Source organism: Cronobacter condimenti 1330 (genome assembly GCF_001277255.1).
Taxonomy (GTDB): domain Bacteria; phylum Pseudomonadota; class Gammaproteobacteria; order Enterobacterales; family Enterobacteriaceae; genus Cronobacter; species Cronobacter condimenti.
Window position 1 is genome coordinate 3,154,721 of sequence record NZ_CP012264.1, and the last position, 16,434, is coordinate 3,171,154.

General features: G+C 60.2%; 13 protein-coding genes. 6 read left to right on the plus strand and 7 right to left on the minus strand.

Translation table 11 applies throughout. The annotated features are described in order from the left end of the window. Position 1 precedes the first annotated feature (1 nt). Genes entA through entC form a run of 4 tightly spaced genes read right to left on the minus strand, consistent with a single transcriptional unit; the run spans position 2 to position 4,414 of the window. Entirely contained in the window at positions 2–754 is a 753-nt protein-coding gene (gene entA / locus AFK62_RS14445) for a 2,3-dihydro-2,3-dihydroxybenzoate dehydrogenase EntA (RefSeq protein ID WP_007672177.1), read from the minus strand. Beyond that, a complete protein-coding gene (locus AFK62_RS14450) occupies positions 751–1,620 on the minus strand; it encodes an isochorismatase (RefSeq protein WP_053531981.1) in 870 nt (289 codons plus the stop codon). Before AFK62_RS14450 ends, entA begins: the two co-directional genes overlap by 4 nt. A gap of 9 nt (positions 1,621–1,629) precedes the next feature. Beyond that, entirely contained in the window at positions 1,630–3,234 is a 1,605-nt protein-coding gene (locus AFK62_RS14455; protein WP_007672181.1) for a (2,3-dihydroxybenzoyl)adenylate synthase, read from the minus strand. Positions 3,235–3,244: 10 nt separating this feature from the next. Then, positions 3,245–4,414: an isochorismate synthase EntC gene (entC, locus tag AFK62_RS14460; RefSeq protein ID WP_007672183.1), complete on the minus strand. Its 1,170-nt coding sequence runs from the start codon at positions 4,412–4,414 to the stop codon at positions 3,245–3,247. 205 nt (positions 4,415–4,619) lie between these two features. On the opposite strand from entC, the gene fepB reads away from it, so the two are divergent. Beyond that, positions 4,620–5,561 (plus strand): Fe2+-enterobactin ABC transporter substrate-binding protein, encoded by a 942-nt coding sequence (gene fepB / locus AFK62_RS14465; protein ID WP_200908870.1) that lies wholly within the window; start codon positions 4,620–4,622, stop codon positions 5,559–5,561. A gap of 39 nt (positions 5,562–5,600) precedes the next feature. On the opposite strand, the gene entS is transcribed toward fepB, so the two are convergent. Next, positions 5,601–6,845: an enterobactin transporter EntS gene (gene entS, locus AFK62_RS14470; protein WP_007672189.1), complete on the minus strand. Its 1,245-nt coding sequence runs from the start codon at positions 6,843–6,845 to the stop codon at positions 5,601–5,603. Positions 6,846–6,952: 107 nt separating this feature from the next. Here entS and fepD point away from each other — a divergent pair, with 107 nt between their 5' ends. Genes fepD through fepC form a run of 3 tightly spaced genes read left to right on the plus strand, consistent with a single transcriptional unit; the run spans position 6,953 to position 9,737 of the window. Then, the gene (gene fepD, locus AFK62_RS14475) at positions 6,953–7,960 is read left to right on the plus strand and encodes a Fe(3+)-siderophore ABC transporter permease (RefSeq protein ID WP_007672192.1); all 1,008 of its coding nucleotides are present in this window, start codon (positions 6,953–6,955) and stop codon (positions 7,958–7,960) included. After that, on the plus strand, positions 7,957–8,949 hold the full coding sequence (gene fepG / locus AFK62_RS14480; protein WP_007672194.1) for an iron-enterobactin ABC transporter permease: 993 nt from the start codon (positions 7,957–7,959) through the stop codon (positions 8,947–8,949). The genes fepD and fepG overlap by 4 nt, the downstream gene beginning before the upstream one ends. Continuing rightward, positions 8,946–9,737 carry an iron-enterobactin ABC transporter ATP-binding protein gene (gene fepC, locus AFK62_RS14485; protein ID WP_053531983.1) on the plus strand — a complete coding sequence of 264 codons (792 nt, stop codon included), beginning with the start codon at positions 8,946–8,948 and terminating at the stop codon, positions 9,735–9,737. Before fepG ends, fepC begins: the two co-directional genes overlap by 4 nt. Before the next feature lie 124 nt (positions 9,738–9,861). Here fepC and maeB read toward each other — a convergent pair whose 3' ends face one another. Then, the gene (maeB, locus tag AFK62_RS14490; RefSeq protein WP_007672198.1) at positions 9,862–12,141 is read right to left on the minus strand and encodes an NADP-dependent oxaloacetate-decarboxylating malate dehydrogenase; all 2,280 of its coding nucleotides are present in this window, start codon (positions 12,139–12,141) and stop codon (positions 9,862–9,864) included. A gap of 279 nt (positions 12,142–12,420) precedes the next feature. Between maeB and tal the strand changes: the two genes are divergently transcribed. Both tal and tkt read left to right on the plus strand, forming a co-directional pair. Next, positions 12,421–13,371, plus strand: a complete 951-nt coding sequence (tal, locus tag AFK62_RS14495; protein WP_007672201.1) for a transaldolase — start codon at positions 12,421–12,423, stop codon at positions 13,369–13,371. 20 nt (positions 13,372–13,391) lie between these two features. Further along, positions 13,392–15,386 (plus strand): transketolase, encoded by a 1,995-nt coding sequence (tkt, locus tag AFK62_RS14500; RefSeq protein ID WP_007672204.1) that lies wholly within the window; start codon positions 13,392–13,394, stop codon positions 15,384–15,386. Positions 15,387–15,454: 68 nt separating this feature from the next. Here the strand turns inward: tkt and AFK62_RS14505 are convergent, their stop codons facing one another. Continuing rightward, a complete protein-coding gene (locus AFK62_RS14505) occupies positions 15,455–16,399 on the minus strand; it encodes a hypothetical protein (RefSeq protein ID WP_007672211.1) in 945 nt (314 codons plus the stop codon). Between the last annotated feature and the right edge of the window lie 35 nt (positions 16,400–16,434).

The following is a 16,434-nucleotide window of genomic DNA, read 5'->3' on the forward strand; positions in this document are numbered from 1 at the left end:
CTTATGCTCCAAGGGTTGAGCCGCCATCAATAACCATATCCTGTAGCGTAATGTGGCCTGCCAGTGGCGAGGCCAGGAACAAGATAGTGTTTGCCACATCCTGCGGCTGCGCGATTTTGCCAAGCGGTATGCCAAGCTTAAATTGCTCCGCGAAACCGCGAATGCGCTGCTGTTCGGCATCATTACTTGTCCAGAGCGTGCGCTGCATGTCGGTGTCGGTCGAGCCTGGCGATACCAGGTTACACCGCACGCCGTATGCCGCAAGCTCCAGCCCCACGGTCAGCGCCAGGCTTTTCAGCGCCGCTTTCGACGCGCCATAAGCGGACATCCCGATGCGCGGCGTGTGCGCGGCATCGGAGGCGACCGTCACGATAGCCCCGCCCTTTTGCGCGCGGAACTGCGCCATCGTCTGCTGGAAGAAATTAAACGCACCACCGACATTCACCGCAAAGGTCTGCTGCCAGTCCGCAACGGACAGCGCGTCGGTCGCGCCCATGCGCAGAATGCCCGCCGCGTTCACCAGCACGTCAAGCCGCGCATGGTCACCGAGGCGCCGCTGACAGGCGCTCGCCACTGCCGCGGCGTCCGCCACATCCAGCGTCTCACAGGCAAACGGATAATCCTCGCCCGGAAAGGCCAGATCGAAGCCGGTCACGTTCGCGCCTGCGTCAACAAACGCCCGCGCAGTGGTATAGCCGATCCCTTTGCCCGCCCCTGTCACCCAGACGTTTTGGTCGCTGAAATCGAGCCTCATGCCTGCGGCTTCCGGCTAAGCAACGCCCACCAGGCATCAATCGTCGGGTTTTTCGCAAGCATCACGAAATCGATGTCGCCATGCGCTTTGCGCCAGCGCGCAGCGAGCGCCATCATGCGCACGGAATCAAGGCCGTAATCGATGAGGTTTTCATCATCTTCCGGCTCGTCAGACTCATCAAGCAGCGGCAGGATGAGCGCACGCAATGCCGCTTTGCTGCCCGGTACGTCAGGCTCGGCGGCAGGCAGCAGATCGGCGGTCATCACGACGCGTCCGGCGCGGCCTGCAACATAATTCAGCGCCATCAGATGCTCTTCGCGGCTGAAATCAGCCAGCGCGTCGGCCACCATAAACGGCTTGATATCCCGCATGAAGGCGTCGGTGGCGGTGATCATGCAGCCGATATGGGCATAGACGCCGCAGATGATCAGCTGGTCGCGGCCCGTCTCTTTCAGCGAATGCTCCAGCGGCGAGCGATGAAAGGCGCTGTAACGCCACTTCACGAGCACCGTGTCGTCGGCATCTGGCGCGAGCGCCTCCACCACTTTTTGTTTGTCGGGATGGTTGTTCAGCCCCGGTCCCCACATATCGTTGAGCAGCGCGCGGTCGGCGTCGCTCTGGTTATTCGGCTGCGCCGTATAGTAAACCGGAATGCCCTGGGCTTTGCAGAACTGGCGCAGCGCGGCGACGTTCGCCACCACCTGCTCGATCATCGGGCAATTTTCGCCCCAGAAGTTAAGGAAATAGTCCTGCATGTCATGGATGAGCAGCGCCGCACGCTGCGGCTCAAACGCCCAGTTCACTTTGTTTTGCGGGAGATCCGCGGCCGTCGGCAGCGCGTAGGCGTTTAGTTTAGGGATAGCCATTTTCTTTCCTTACTCAGTTGCAGACTGGCGCGCCGCCAGCCAGAGACGCAGTTGTTTTTTATCCACTTTGCCCACCGGCGTGAGCGGCAGCGCATCGACGCGCTCCACGCGATCCGGCAGCTTGAAATCGGCGACGCCCAGCTCGCGCAGATAGCGGCGGATTTCCACCGCCTTCACCGGACGGCTAGTGACGATATACGCGCAGCTTTTCTCGCCCATCAGGCTGTCTTCCATTGAGACCAGGCCCGCGTGCACAATCGCTTCATGGCCGAGCAGCAGGTTTTCTATCTCTTCAGCGGCTATCTTTTCACCACCACGGTTGATCTGATCTTTCTCGCGCCCCTGAACGGTGATGTAACCGTCCTCATCAATGGCGATGAGATCCCCGGAGCTGTAAAAACCGTTCGCATCGAATGCCTGGGCGTTATGCTCGGGGCTGTTGTAGTAGCCGCGGAAGGTATACGGCCCGCGCGTCATTAGCCTTCCCACCTGGCCGCGCGGCAGCGGATTGCCGTGTTCATCGGCAACCCAGACTTCATCGTCCGGGCTCATCGGGCGGCCCTGCGTCGTGAAAATACGCGTGTCCGGATCGTCCAGGCGGGTGTAGTTCACCAGCCCTTCGGCCATACCAAACACTTGCTGCAACTGACAGCCAATCTCTGCCGGAATACGCGCAGCGAGCGTGTCGGACAGGCGCGCCCCGCCGACCTGCAATAGCCTGAGCGACGTTAGCTGACGGTTGTCGCCCCACTCCTGAATGGCCTGCAGCCAGAGGCTGACGGCGGGCGGCACCAGCGCGGTCACGTTAATCTGATGCTGTTCAATCAGCGGGAAGCAGAGCGTCGCGCTCGGGTCACGCGCTAGCACCACGCAGCCTTCGGCAAAGAATACGCCGAGCGCGCCTGGTGAACTTAGCGGGTAGTTGTGCGCCGCAGGCAGCGCGCAGAGGTAGCGCGTTTCACGCCCGAAGCGGCAGATCTCCACGCTTTGACGAATGCTGTAGTAATAATCGTTGTGGGTGCGCGGGATGAGCTTTGGCGTGCCGGTGCTGCCGCCGGAGAGCTGAAAGAACGCCACTTCATCGGCGGCAGACGGCGCGGGCACGAAACCGGCCTGCGGTTCTGCAATCAGCGCATCCAGCGTGTCGCCGCGCAGTGCCGTCATGCGCAGCGACGGGCAGGCGTCTTTCAGCGAATTAACGTAAACGTCATCGGCAAACAGCGCATGCTCGCGATCGGCAATCAGCAGCGCGGGCGCAATCTGGCGGGCGTAGGCGTCAAGCTCGGTGCGCTGATGGCTAAAGAGCGCGTTGACCGGCGCGACCCCGATTTTCAGCAGCGCGAAGAAAACGATATAAAACTCGGCCACATTGCCAAGCTGCACCAGTGCGGTATCGCCGGTTTTCAGCCCGCGTCGCGCGAGCGCCCCCGCGAGGCGGTTCGCGGCGGCGTCCAGGTCGCCATAGCTGAAGCGGCGTTCGCCGTCGATAATCGCGGTCGCGGCGCTTTGCGCGTGGCGGCTGACGATATCAGTCAGCGGCAGATCGAGCCAGTAGCCTTTGGCGCGGTAGCGCGCGGCGAAATCATCCGGCCAGCGGGTATAAGGGATAGTCATGCGCAGAACCTCAGTGAAGACCTAAAACGTGAAGCATGGTGGAGAGTTTGGTGCCGGTTTCGCGCCATTCCGAGGCCGGATCGGAGGCGGGCACAATGCCTGCCCCCGCGAACAGTCGTACCTGGTTTTGCAACAGCCGCGCGCAGCGGATAGTCACGACCCACTCGCCATTCCCTTCGGCATCGCACCAGCCGACAATGCCGCCAAACAGCTCGCGATCAAAAGGTTCCAGCTCGGCGATATACGCCTTCGCCGCCTCGTGCGGAAAACCGCTCAGTGCAGGCGTCGGATGTAACAGGCAGGCGAGCGACAGCGCGTTGTCATCAGCAAACCGCGTTTCGCCCTCAACCGGGGTGGCAAGATGCCAGAGCGTCGGCGTGGTAATGAGCTCCGGCGCGCCCGGCATGGCGAGACGCTGGCTGCGCGGCACAAGCACATCGCGCATCGCCCGGGTGACCAGTTCATGTTCGTGCCGGTCTTTGGCAGAGCAAAGCAGCGCCTGCCCCGCCGCTTTATCCTGCGCGGCATCGGCATGACGGCGTGCAGAGCCCGCGAGCGGCAGCGAGCTGAACGTGTTGCCATCTTTACGCAGCAGCAGTTCAGGGCTTGCGCCAAGCAGCGTGCCGCCGTCCGGCAACGGCACATGGAAATTAAAGCTCGCCGGATTTTGCGCCACCAGACGTGCCAGCAGCGCCAGGCTATCGGGTGGCGCTTCAGTGGTGATGTCGATAAGCCGCGACAGCACGATTTTATTCACCTGCGGCGTGTCGGTGAGCGCGGCGGCGCGGGCGACCATCGCCATAAACACGTCCTGTTCCGGGATAGCCTCACGGCTCGCCACGCGCGGCGCGGTGCCGTCGCGCTCGGGCAAGATAGCCTCGCTGCGGGGAAAATCACTGTGGCTTTCAGGGATAAACAGCGCGGAGGGTTTACAGGTGTCGAACGGGATGGCGCCTGCGACAATCGGGCGTGCGATGCCATGCTTACAGGCAGCGTCGAAGGCGTCACGCAGCGCGGTCTGAAACGTGCCGTGGCGCTGGGCGCCATCTGCCGCCGGGGTATCGAGCCTCGCAAAACAGCCACGAGTGGTAAAACTGCGATAAGGCGACATGAAGAAAAAACTGTCGGATGAAAGAGAGACGGTTGCCTTGCGGCTTTCCTCAACCAGTGACGTGTCCATGCGCTCCTCCTGTACCAAAAAAGAGAACTGATAATTGTTATCATTTGTATTTGGTGGCGTAACCTAAGGCTTAATCGCGGGCATGTCAACCGCAGACGTCAATTCCGGCGCGTGTCATCGCTTGCATCCTGGCGGCAAATCATGAAAATGAGAAGCATTATTAACACTTCTGACAGGATACGTTGCCGTGACGTTTACTTCCGCACTGCGCTCCGCGCTTGCCGCCAGCCTGCTGGTTTTGGGAATTTCCTCAGTTTCACAGGCCGCCGACTGGCCACGCAAGATAACCGATAGCCGCGGCGTGCAAACGCTTGAGAAAGCGCCACAGCGCATTGTCTCCACCAGCGTCACGCTCACCGGCTCGCTGCTGGCGATAGACGCCCCGGTCGTCGCAAGCGGCGCCACATCGCCGGGCAACCGCGTCGCCGACGCCCAGGGGTTTCTTCGCCAGTGGGGCGATGTGGCGAAAGCGCGTCATGTCGCGCGGCTCTATATCGGCGAGCCCAATGCCGAAGCGGTCGCCGCGCAGATGCCGGATCTTATTCTGGTCAGCGCCACCGGTGGTGATTCCGCGCAGGCGTTGTATGAGCAGTTTTCTGCCATCGCCCCGACGCTTGTGATTAATTACGACGATAAAAGCTGGCAGCAGTTGTTAACGCAGCTTGGTGAGATAACGGGCCACGAGAAAGAGGCCGCCGCGCGCATCGCGCAGTTTGACCGCCAGCTTGCGCAGGCGAAAACGCACATGAAACTGCCGCCACAGCCGGTCAGCGCGCTGGTCTACAACCCTGCCGCTCACGGCGCGAATCTCTGGACGGCGCAATCTGCGCAGGGGAAACTGCTGGGCCAGCTCGGCTTTACGCTTGCGCCGCCGCCTGTTCTGCAAAGCCTTACCAGTATGGGCAAGCGCCACGATATTATTCAGCTTGGCGGGGAGAATCTGGCCGCGGGGCTTAACGGCGAGACGCTGTTTTTATTCGCAGGTGATGATAAAGACGCCACGGCGCTGATGCGCGATCCGCTCCTGGCTCATCTGCCAGCGGTGCAAAACAAACGGGTTTACGCACTCGGCACCGAAACTTTCCGGCTCGATTACTACAGCGCAAGCCTGCTCCTTAAGCGGCTTGAGGCGTTATTTAAAGCCTAATCTTCACCTGTAAAAAAGGGGCCTGCGGGCCCCTTTTTGTTATGCCTGTACCGGTGGTGGCGGCGACTGGCGCAGGCGGCGCAATTCGCCAAAAAGCAGTGCCAGCACTATCGCGACGACCGCAAGCCCCAGCCCACCTGCGCTGGCAGAGCTGACCGGCGAGAGTAGCGCCCCCATTCCGCCTAACAGCGCCGCCCCGATGGCGTCTCCCGTTACGTTTTGCGCGGTCCACAGCCCGTTAATACGCCCAAGCATCTCGTCCGGCGTCTGGGTCTGGATGAGCGTGTACTGGATAAGCGAGCTGATGCCGCTCAGGTACCCGAATAGCGTCAGGCACGCGAAGGCCAGCGGCCAGAACGGCATCAGACTGAACACGCCGACTGCCGCCAGCGCCAGCACCGAGGCGATAAGCATCGTGCGGCCGGGGCGCGGGGCGTGCGCGAGCCCGCCGCTGGTAAGGGCGCCCAGCGCCGCGCCGAGCGGGACAGCCGCATAAAGCACGCCGATTTCGCCACTCGCCATCTGCCAGTGGCTGGCAAGCGACGGGTACAGCACACGCACCGCGCTCGCCATCGTCAGCAGCGCGCCAATGAGCGCCACGCCCCCCACCACGGGGCTTGCGAGAAGAAAACGCAGCCCATCAAGGAGCGCGCGTAGCGGGTGCTGACGCTGCATTTGCGGCGCGGGAAGTGCAGGTAGCGTGAGCAGCGGCAGAAGCGTCAGAAAGGTGCCGAGCGCCGCCAGCGCGTAGTTCCACGCCACACCACCCCAGGCGAGCAGCATCCCGCCGAGCAGCGGCGAAATTACGGATCCCAGACGTACTGTCAGCATCGTGATCGCACCCGCCTGCATCAGGTTTTCACGCCCGACGATGGCCGGTGTTGCCGCCAGCAGCGCGGTCACGCCGATTGCGCCGAAAAAGCCGTCCCACAGGCCGAGCAGATAAATGGCCGTCACCGACGGCGCGGGTAGCATGGCGTTGATCCAAAGTCCGATAAACCCGACGCCGCAGGTCGAGCGCGCCAGCAGGATGAGCTTTTTGCGCTCGTGCCGATCGGCCAGCACGCCGCCGGTCATCAGTCCGATGAACATCGCGGCCCCCGTCAGCGTCACGGCAAGCCCAACCTGAAACGGCGATCCGGTGAGCGTCTGGATTTGTACCGGTACCGCCACGCCGAGCAGACCGAGGCCAAGAATAGAGATAAAACGCGCCAGAAAGACCGCGCGATAGGCGGGATGGGTTTTCAATAACGAGAGATTAAGCAGCAGCGAATGTCGGTTCATTACAGGGCCTTAACGCGAATTTTCCTTACCGGATAACGGGGCGCTCATGCTAACATAGCCAGATAAGAGTGATAATAACTATCATTATCGGTTTCAGGATGTGCGTTATGTCGGCCTCGCGCTTTTCCACCAGGATGGTTGTCCTGTTGTGTCTCTTTTTGCTGCTATTACTGATGGTTGCCCTCAGCCTTCTGGCGGGCGCCAAATCCCTGCCCTTCTCCCTTGTGATGGACGCCCTCGGAGGCACCTGCCGCAGCGCAGACTGCACTATCGTGCTTGATGCGCGTCTGCCGCGCACGCTCGCGGGCATCGTCGCCGGGGTTTCGCTCGGGCTTGCGGGCGCCTTGATGCAAACGTTGACCCGCAACCCGCTCGCGGATCCGGGCCTGCTCGGCGTCAATTCCGGCGCCAGTTTTGCCATTGTGCTTGGCGCTGCGGTGTGGGGTCTTAGCGGGCCGATGGCGATCCTCGCGCTGGCCCTGTGCGGCGCGCTGCTCGCCACGCTGGTAGTGGCGTTTACCGGCAGCGCGGGCGGCGGTCAGCTTAGCCCGGTGCGCCTGACGCTCGCGGGCGTGGCACTCGCTGCCGTGCTGGAGGGGCTTTCTGGCGGCATTGCGCTGCTAAACCCCATGGTGTATGACCAGCTGCGCTTCTGGCAGGCGGGCTCGCTTGATATCCGCACGTTTATTACGCTGAAAGCGATCGCGCCGGTGGTGGCGGCCGGCGTGGTTATCGCGCTGCTGCTCTGCCGCGCGCTGAATAATTTAAGCATGGGCGCAGACACCGCCACGGCGCTGGGAAGCCGGGTGGCGCGAACACAGCTGCTGGGTCTTATCGCCATTACGCTGCTGTGCGCCAGCGCGACCGCCGTGGTCGGCCCCATCGCGTTTATCGGGTTGATGATGCCGCATCTGGCGCGCTGGCTGGTGGGCGCAGATCACCGCTGGTCGCTGCCGGTAACGCTGCTTGCTACGCCCTCGCTGTTGCTGCTGGCCGATATCATTGGCCGCCTGATAGTGCCGGGCGAATTGCGGGTATCGGTCGTGAGTGCCTTCATCGGCGCGCCGGCGCTCATTTATCTGGTGCGCCAGCGGCGCGGGGGAGCCTCGCTATGAAAGCTCTCTCACCCCGTCTGACGCTCTTCTGCCTTCTCTCGTTAAGCCTGTGCGCCGGGCTTGGCGTCTGGGCGCTGACGCAGGGCGCGGTGACGCTCGGCCCGGCGCAAGTGCTCAGCGCGTTAACCGGCGATGCGCCGCGTAATGTCTCGCTTATCGTGACCGAGTGGCGTTTGCCGCGCGTGGCAATGGCCCTGTTGCTGGGGGCAGCGCTTGGTGTGAGCGGCGCGATTTTTCAGTCGCTGATGCGAAACCCTTTAGGCAGCCCCGACGTCATGGGCTTTAACACCGGCGCCTGGAGCGGCGTACTGGTGGCGATGGTGTTTGCGGGCCAGCATCAGACAGCCATCGCGTTCTCTGCGATGGCCGGGGGCATGCTGACGGCGTTTGTCGTCTGGCTGCTCGCCTGGCGTAACGGAATCGATACGTTCCGTCTGATCATTATCGGCATCGGCGTGCGCGCCATGCTGGTGGCGTTTAACACCTGGCTGTTGCTCCAGGCATCGCTTGAGACGGCGCTCTCTGCAGGGCTCTGGAACGCCGGGTCGCTCAATGGCATCACCTGGGCGAAAACACTGCCCGCCGCGCCGCTGTTGCTGCTGGCACTTGGCGCGAGCGCGCTGCTGGTGCGACGGATGCGGCTTTTAGAGATGGGCGATGACACTGCCTGCGCGCTCGGCGTGTCTGTCGAGCGCTCGCGACTCTTGCTGATGCTAACGGGTGTGATACTGACCGCGGGCGCGACGGCAATGGCAGGCCCCATCTCTTTTATCGCGCTGGTCGCGCCGCATATTGCCCGTCGCGTTAGCGGCACCGCGCGGTTCGGGTTAACCCAGGCGGCGCTCTGCGGCGCGCTGCTGCTGCTCGCAGCCGACCAGTGTGCGCAATATCTGTTCACGCCTTACCAGTTGCCGGTGGGGACTGTTACGGTCTGCCTCGGCGGGATTTATCTCATCGCCTTGTTGATACAGGAGTCACGCAAGAGATGACCACAACCTCACGTTTAACCGGTGACGCGCTCACGCTGGGCTATGGCGATTTTCGCGTAGCGGAAGGGCTGAATGTGGCTATTCCGGATGGAAAGTTCACGGCGATTATCGGCCCGAACGGCTGCGGAAAATCGACGCTGCTGCGCACGTTAAGCCGTCTGATGAAGCCGCTTGCCGGACAGGTTCATCTGGATGGTGAGGCTATCCAGCGCTTCGCCACGAAAGAAGTCGCCAAACGCGTCGGGCTGCTTGCGCAAAACGCCAGCGCGCCGGGAGATATTACCGTGCAGGAACTGGTGGCGCGCGGCCGTTACCCGCACCAGCCGTTGTTTACCCGCTGGCGCGAGGAAGACGAGCGTGCGGTGCAGCGGGCGATGGCCGCCACCGGCGTGACCCCCCTTGCCGATCAAAGCGTCGATACGCTTTCTGGCGGTCAGCGGCAGCGCGCCTGGATTGCGATGGTGCTGGCGCAGGAGACGTCGATTCTGCTACTCGACGAGCCGACGACCTGGCTTGATATCAGCCATCAGATAGATTTGCTGGAGCTTCTGAGCGCGCTTAACCGCGAGCAAGGGTATACCCTCGCCGCCGTGTTGCATGATCTGAATCAGGCGTGCCGTTACGCAAACCATCTGATTGCGCTGCGCGACGGCAGGATTATCGCCGAGGGCGCGCCCTCAGCGATTGTAGACGCGTCGCTTATTGAGGCTATCTACGGGTTACGGTGCATGATAATTGAGGATCCGGTCGCGGGTACGCCGCTTGTGGTGCCGCTCGGGCGACGATAACGGCCCCCTCACCCGCCCTTTCCCACAAAAGAAAGGGAGAAAAGCAGGCTGCGTGAGCTGCAAGTCAAAGAGTGGCGGGTAAGCGTTGCGCCACCCGCCCTCGGCATAACCTCAATACTCATGCTTACAACGGGTTGGTTTGCGCCTCCACGACCGCAAGCGCCACCATATTGACGATACGGCGCACGGACGCGATGGGCGTCAGTACATGCACGGGTTTCGCCACCCCCATCAACACCGGCCCGACGGTAACGCCCTCGGAGCTTGAAACGCGCAGCAGGTTATAACTGATCCGCGCCGCCTCGACGTTCGGCATTATCAGAACATTGGCGGAGCCTTTAAGCGGGCTGTCCGGCATTCGATCGTTACGAATACTCTCCACCAGCGCCGCGTCGCCGTGCATTTCGCCATCGATCATCAACTCCGGCACACGCTCGCGCACAAGCTGTAACGTCTCGCGCATTTTGCTGGCGGCAGGCGAATCCGATGAACCAAAGTGCGAGTGCGATAACAGCGCCACTTTCGGCTCGATCCCGAAACGACGCACCGTTTCCGCCGCCATCACGGTGATTTCCGCAAGCTGTTCCGGCGTTGGATCGTCGTTGACATAGGTATCGGCAATAAAGGTGTTGCCGCTTGGCAGCAGCAGCGCATTCATCGCCCCGGCGGCTTTCACGCCGTCGCGGTAGCCGAAAATTTGCTGAACGACGCTAAAATGCTCGTGATAATCGCCAATCGTGCCGCAAATCATCGCGTCCACTTCACCACGATGCACCATGATGGCCCCAATCACCGTGCTGTTGCCGATAACGGCACGCTGCGCCTGCTCCTGCGTGACGCCGCGGCGTTTCATGATGCTGTAGTACTCGTTCCAGTACTCTTTATAACGCGGGTCCGATTCGTTATTCACGATCTCGAAATCTTTCCCGGCTTCCATTTGCAGGCCGAGCTTTTTCAGGCGCATTTCAATAACGCCCGGACGGCCAATGAGCACCGGCTTCGCCAGCCCAAGCGTAATCAGCTCCTGAGTGGCGTGCAGCACGCGCGGCTCTTCGCCTTCGGTCAGCACCACGCGCTTCGGATCCTTACGCGCCTGGTTAAACACAGGCTTCATAAAGAGGTTGGTTTTGTAGACAAATTCGGTGAGTTTGTCTTTATAAGCGTCGAAATCTTCAATGGGGCGCGTCGCCACGCCGGACTCCATCGCCGCTTTCGCCACCGCTGGCGCGATAGTCACGATAAGGCGCGGGTCGAACGGTTTCGGAATGATGTAATCGGGGCCGAACGACAGCTCCTGATCTTCATACGCCGACGCCACCACTTCGCTCTGCTCGGCGTGCGCGAGCTGCGCGATGGCATGCACCGCCGCGAGTTTCATCTCTTCGTTAATGGCAGTCGCCCCGACATCCAGCGCGCCACGGAAGATGAACGGGAAGCACAGCACGTTGTTCACCTGGTTTGGGAAGTCCGAACGGCCCGTACAGATGATGGCGTCCGGTCGCACAGCTTTGGCGAGCGGCGGCATGATTTCCGGCTCCGGGTTGGCGAGTGCCAGAATAAGCGGCGAATCGGCCATTAGCTTGACCATCTCCTGGGTCAGCACTTTCGGGCCGGAACAGCCAAGGAAAATATCAGCGCCTTCAATCACCTCGCCAAGCGTACGCTTGCCGTTATCATCAATGGCGTAGGCGGCTTTGGTTTCCGCCATGTTCTCTTCACGACCTTTGTAGATAACGCCTTTAGAGTCGCACACCACGATGTTGCGCTTCTGCATGCCGAGCGCCACCAGCAGGTTCATACAGGCGATGGCGGAGGCGCCCGCGCCGGAAACCACCAGCCGCACGTCGGAAATATTCTTCTGCACGACGCGCAGGCCGTTCAGCACCGCGGCGGTACAAATAATGGCAGTGCCGTGCTGATCGTCATGGAACACCGGAATGTTCATGCGCTCGCGTAATTTTTTCTCAATATAAAAACATTCCGGCGCTTTGATATCTTCCAGGTTGATGCCGCCGAAAGTCGGCTCCAGCGCCGCGACGACATCAACCACTTTGTCCGGGTCATGCTCATCGATTTCGATATCAAACACATCAATGCCCGCGAATTTCTTAAACAGCACGCCCTTGCCTTCCATCACGGGCTTACCGGCCAGCGCGCCAATGTTGCCAAGGCCCAGCACCGCGGTGCCGTTAGAGATAACCGCCACCAGGTTGCCGCGTGCGGTGTATTTATAGGCCGCCAGCGGGTCGGCGGCTATCTCCAGACACGGCGCAGCCACGCCTGGCGAGTAGGCAAGCGCCAGATCGCGCTGTGTCGCCAGCGGTTTTGTCGGGGAAACCTGAATTTTGCCCGGGACCGGAAACTCATGAAAATCGAGCGCGCTTTGTTTTAGTTGTTCATCCATTGTGCTGATCCTTTTTCTTTTTGCAGGGTACGAAGCGGGTTGCATGCACGCTTCACCGGGCCGTCAGTATCGCCCTTAAGAGGCTGGCAAACTTTGAAGACTGCCAAACTCTGCGTCATGCAACCCCTTGATGTTATCAATTTATAGCAGCGATGTTGCCTGTTCGGGAAAGCATTGCTATGTGCGTCTGCTATGCTTTTTTGTTATGTCCCTGATGAGATCCCGGCGGGCGACATTGACAGCGCCCCATAAAATCTTTGCTTTTCAAGGAGTAGCAAAATGAACCAACTCGATGGCATTAAGCAGTTCACTACCGTTGTCGCCGACAGCGGCGATATTGAATCCATTCGTAGCTATCAGCCTGAAGACGCCACGACAAACCCCTCGCTGTTGCTAAAGGCGGCAAGCCTTGAGCACTACCAGCACCTGTTTGAGGATGCGCTGGAATACGGCAAAAAACGCGGCAGTACGCAGAAAGAGAAAGTCGCTGAAGCGAGTGACAAACTGGCGGTCAATGTGGGTGCGGAAATTCTGAAAAGCGTGCCGGGACGCGTTTCTACCGAGGTCGATGCGCGGTTGTCGTTCGACAAAGAGAAAAGCATCGCCAAGGCGCATCGTCTGGTTGAGCTTTATCAGGATCAGGGGATCGATAAATCACGCATTCTTATCAAGCTCGCCTCGACCTGGGAAGGCATTCGCGCCGCCGAAGAGCTGGAAAAGGCGGGGATCCACTGCAACCTGACGCTGCTCTTCTCGTTTGCGCAGGCGCGTGCCTGCGCTGAAGCGGGTGTCTATCTTATCTCCCCGTTCGTGGGCCGTATTTATGACTGGTACAACACCCGCAAACCGATGGATCCGTATGTTGTTGATGAAGATCCGGGCGTGAAGTCAGTACGTAACATCTACGACTACTACAAGCAGCACAACTACCAGACCATCGTGATGGGCGCGAGCTTCCGCCGCACCGAGCAGATCCTGGCGCTCGCCGGCTGTGACCGTCTGACTATCTCCCCTAACCTGCTCAAAGAACTTCAGGAAAGCGACGCGCCGGTTGACCGTAAGCTTATCCCGGCCTCGCAGGGCTTTAGCCGCCCGGCACCGATGACTGAAGCGGAATTCCGCTGGGAACATAATCAGGACCCGATGGCGGTCGAAAAACTGGCTGAAGGCATTCGCCAGTTTGCGGTCGACCAGCGTTCACTTGAAGATCTGCTTGCCGCCAAACTTTAACTTTTGCCATGGAGAGAAATATGTCTCATCAGCTTTTAGCCAACGCCATCCGCGCGCTTAGCATGGATGCGGTACAAAAGGCCAAATCCGGCCACCCCGGCGCCCCGATGGGCATGGCCGATATCGCCGAAGTGCTGTGGAACGGTTTTCTCAAGCACAATCCGACGAACCCGACCTGGTATGACCGCGACCGCTTTATTCTTTCCAACGGTCACGCCTCAATGCTGCTCTATAGCCTGCTGCATCTCTCAGGCTATGACCTGCCGATGGAAGAGCTGAAAAACTTCCGTCAGCTGCACTCAAAAACGCCGGGCCATCCGGAAATCGGCTATACGCCGGGCGTCGAAACCACGACCGGGCCACTCGGTCAGGGCCTCGCGAATGCAGTCGGCCTGGCTATCGCCGAGAAAACCCTGGCGGCGCAGTTCAACCGCCCTGGCCACGAGATTGTCGACCACAACACCTACGTGTTTATGGGCGATGGCTGCCTGATGGAAGGGATTTCTCACGAAGTTTGCTCGCTTGCGGGCACGTTGGGTCTTGGCAAGCTGATTGGTTTTTACGATCACAACGGCATCTCGATTGATGGCGAAACCGAAGGCTGGTTTACCGACGACACTGCTAAACGTTTCGAAGCCTATCACTGGCACGTGGTGCATGAAATTGACGGCCACGATCCAGAGGCCATTAAGCGCGCTATCGAAGAAGCGAAACAGGTGACCGATAAGCCGTCGCTGATTATCTGTCGCACCGTTATCGGTTTTGGCTCGCCGAACAAAGCGGGCAAAGAGGAATCACACGGCGCGGCGCTCGGTGAAGAAGAAGTGGCGCTGACCCGCAAACAGCTGGGCTGGAACTATCCTGCGTTTGAGATTCCGGACGAGGTTTATAAAGGCTGGGATGCGAAAGAAAAAGGCCAGCAGGCGGAAGCGAGCTGGAACGAGAAATTCGCCGCCTACCAGCAGGCGCACCCGGAACTGGCAGCGGAATTCAACCGTCGTATGGGCGGCGAAATGCCGGAAAACTGGCAGCAGTCCACTCAGCAGTACATTGAAAAACTGCAGGCGGAGCCCGCGAAAATCGCCTCCCGTAAGGCGTCCCAGAATGCACTTAACGTCTATGGCCCGATGTTGCCGGAACTGCTCGGCGGCTCAGCGGATCTCGCGCCCAGCAACCTGACTATCTGGTCTGGTTCGACGTCGCTAAAAGAGGACGCGGCGGGTAACTATATTCACTACGGCGTGCGTGAATTCGGTATGACCGCTATCGCAAACGGCATCGCCCACCACGGCGGGTTTGTGCCCTACACCGCGACCTTCCTGATGTTTGTCGAATATGCCCGTAACGCGGCGCGTATGGCAGCGCTCATGAAGGCGCGTCAGATAATGGTCTACACCCATGACTCTATCGGTCTTGGGGAAGATGGTCCGACGCACCAGGCGGTTGAACAGCTCGCGAGCCTGCGCCTGACGCCGAATTTCAGCACCTGGCGCCCGTGTGACCAGGTAGAGACCGCAGTCGCCTGGAAAGCCGCTATCGAGCGTCACAACGGCCCGACGGCGCTGATCCTGTCTCGCCAGAATCTGGCGCAGATCGAACGCACGCCGCAGCAGCTTAACGATGTGGCGCGTGGCGGTTATATCCTGAAAGACGCAGGCGGCAAACCGGATCTTATCCTGATTGCCACTGGCTCAGAGGTGGAAATTGCCGTCCAGGCGGCTGAAAAACTGCGCGGCGACGGCGTGGCGGTGCGCGTGGTGTCGCTGCCTTCAACAGATGTGTTTGACGCGCAGGATGAGGCGTACCGTGAATCGGTGCTGCCGTCTGACGTCAGCGCCCGCGTGGCGGTGGAAGCGGGTATCGCCGACTACTGGTACAAATACGTCGGACTGAAAGGCGCTATCGTCGGGATGACCGGTTATGGCGAATCTGCACCAGCGGAAAAACTCTTCCCGTACTTCGGCTTTACGGTCGAAAACGTGGTCGAGAAAGCCCGCAAGGTACTTGGCAAATAAGCCTGTAAAAAAGCCAGCCCCAGGGGGCTGGCTTTTTACTTTCCAACTGACTTTCCGGCGTACGCGTCTTACTTCAGCACCTTGAGCGTCTCGGTGCTTTTGTTTATCACAATATCTTCTGTTTTCTCATCCCACTGCGCCTGCGCGACAACCACCTGTCCCGGATGCTGCGGATCGCGCGCGACCAGCGCTTTGCCATCCACATCTTCCTGCACATTTAAATTCATCGAAAACGACGGAATGGCTTTGACCCACTGCTGCTGCTGGATGTCGTAAAGATACGTGGCGCGCCAGGCGCTGGTCCACCAGTCCGGGTAGATAAGCACGCGATCACGCCCGCTGTCATCAAGCCCCGAAAGCGTCTCTACGCTTGCGCTGATACAGGAGGCGATCGATGCCGGTTTCACGGTCGGATCGCTGTTCCAGAGCTGACAGTCGCAGTCACCGCTCACATCGCACGCACCGTTCGTTTTTGGATCATGCGCCGTCAGCCAGACATAGCTTTTCGCCGTGCCGTTGAAACGCCCGCCCGCCAGGCGGTAATCGCGCGTTTTCTGTTGGTTGGCTTCGGTTATCCAGTCAGTTTCTTCGCTGATACGCCAGCCAGAAGCCGCCTTTGTTAAGGTGAGTTGCGCCGGATAGTTGCGCTGCGTCTGCGGCTCAAGCCCCGCCTGTTTCACGAACGTAGCCTGTAGCGCGAGCGGCTGTCCTTCCTGCTCCGTGAGCGTCACATTGCTGACGATAGTTTGCGTGTAGTGGGCATGTTTTTGTAAGAACGCGATGTTTTCTGCAATCGCTGCATCGCGGGCAAGCGGTTTGCCGTACCAGCGGACCTGGTCGCCATAGAGCGGCGCGCCTGTCGTGGCCTGCGGATGGTTTTTAAAGTCGTTCCAGCGTGCAACAAGCGCAGTGGCGTCGCGCTCGTCCTGCGCTGTCAGCGCGGCGCTGGCGGTGAGCGTCATGCCTGCAAAAGCCAGACCGAGCACCGCGCGCAGTCCCTGTGTAAATGCCATAAATTTCCTGCCGTTCTGTTTGATTATGATAAGCC